This window comes from Streptococcus pseudopneumoniae, from assembly GCF_001072315.1.
Taxonomy (GTDB): Bacteria; Bacillota; Bacilli; order Lactobacillales; family Streptococcaceae; genus Streptococcus; species Streptococcus pseudopneumoniae_R.
Genome location: NZ_JVLI01000055.1, coordinates 1 through 1693 on the forward strand (window position 1 = coordinate 1; position 1693 = coordinate 1693).

The window sequence follows — 1693 nt, forward strand, 5'->3', positions numbered from 1 at the left end:
AGCTGATAAAGGTTGAAATGGTTGAGCTTTATTTCCCTGTAAATTAGCGATAATTTGAGGTATGTAGGCAATAAATACTATAATTCCAATAAAGGCACCAATAGAACCTACGATTCGATTAATTTTTTGTTTTGTCATATACACCTCCTTCAAAAGGATATCATAGAAATTAGCGAAATGCAATAAATTCAGATACAAATTGTAACGAAAACGAATACAAAAGCACAAAAATAGAGAAACTATTTATTTTTTGTTATAGTCAAAGCGAATGATTTGCTCCTTTGCATCTACATAGGCGTGAACTCCGAAGGGGACAATTGCTCTTGGAGTTGCGTGGCCGACATTCAAATTATAGACAATCGGGATATTGCTATCAATGATATCCAATAGTGCCTCTTTATAGTCGTCATAGAAAGTTTCATCCATAGGTTTTCCGACCAAGAGTCCACTGATTACCTCGAATATACCATTGTCCTTTAAAGTCCGTAACATCTTTTTGAAGTCTTCCGGCTCAGGCTTTTCTTCGCTTGTTTCTAGCAAGAGGATTTTTCCTTCCCAGTCTGACAAGTCAGGGAAAAGTTTATATTTTTGGCAGAGCTCCGTGCTATCTGTGTATCGAGAGTTGTCAAAGATATCGTAGAGGGATTCGAGGCAACCACCGAGGATTTTTCCCTCGAACTGGGCATTTCCTTGCAATAATTCAAAACCGGTATTTTCATGACTGACACGAGGTGTCCCCAGAGCCTTGGGACTGAAGTCAGTTCGTTCCTCATACCAAACATTGCTAGGGCGGATTTCTGAGATTCTTCCTGTCTCAATCAATTCTTTGAAGTAGTGAAGGCTATAGGTCAGCATTTCCTTGTCCAATTCACAAATGTCTGCTAAAAAGGATTGACCATAAAAAGTTTTAACATCTAGTTTATGCAACATAAGGTGGTTCATGGTTGTATCTGAGAAACCAAGAAAAATCTTTTGTTTGATAACCTTTTCTAGTTGGTCATTTTCAAAAAGGTAGGGCAACAAACGATAGGTATCATCCCCACCGATGGCGCATAGGATCATGTCGATGCTATCGTCCGAAAAGGCCTGCATCAAATCCTCCGCACGCGCTTCAGGATGGTCCTTGATAAAGTCTAAGCCTTTTAACGAATGGGGCAAAAAGATAGGATTGAGTCCCAAATCCTTGAGACGTTGGACACCCAAGTCCACTTCATGTTTGACAAAGTCTTCTCCGATAATGCCACTAGATAAACTAACAATACCAATAGTAGAAACCATATCTCATCCTCCTAGAAATAGATTGAGCCTATTTTATCACAAAAGATAAGAGAAAGCTATGTGGGATTTCAGAAGAATGCTTTTAATACTCTTCGAAAATCTATTCAAACCACGTCAGCTTTATCTGCAACCTCAAAGCTGTGCTTTGATCAATCTGCAGCTAGCTTCCTAGTTTGCTCTTTGATTTTCATTGAGTATAAAATATCTGAGAATATAGAAAAAAGCTGAGAAATTTTTCCCAGCTTTTTATATATACTGTTAGATTTGTTAAAGTGAAGTCAAAAAAGTGATTCCGCCTAAAATAACACCAGCTGAATTTGGAATGATTAGTATCCAATCTTTCTTAGGTTCTTTTGTCCATCCATAAATAACCCAGATTAAGCAAGATATAGCAGCTGATAAAGGTTGAAATGGT

The 1693-nt window shown here is 37.9% G+C and carries 2 protein-coding genes; both read right to left on the reverse strand.

Features of this window, described 5'->3' with window-relative positions; genetic code table 11:
* Window positions 1–243: 243 nt before the first annotated feature.
* Complete coding sequence (locus ADH54_RS02065; protein ID WP_049523862.1) at window positions 244–1278, reverse strand: S66 family peptidase; 1035 nt, start codon at window positions 1276–1278, stop codon at window positions 244–246.
* Between the two features lie 267 nt (window positions 1279–1545).
* On the reverse strand, window positions 1546–1693 hold a 148-nt coding region (locus ADH54_RS11090; RefSeq protein ID WP_239682647.1), incomplete at its 5' end, for an SWEET family sugar transporter.

What these genes read in the sequence shown, in the direction of transcription:
- ADH54_RS02065 (WP_049523862.1), bottom strand. Translation starts at nt 1,278, where the DNA reads ATGGTTTCTACTATTGGTATTGTTAGTTTATCTAGTGGCATTATCGGA.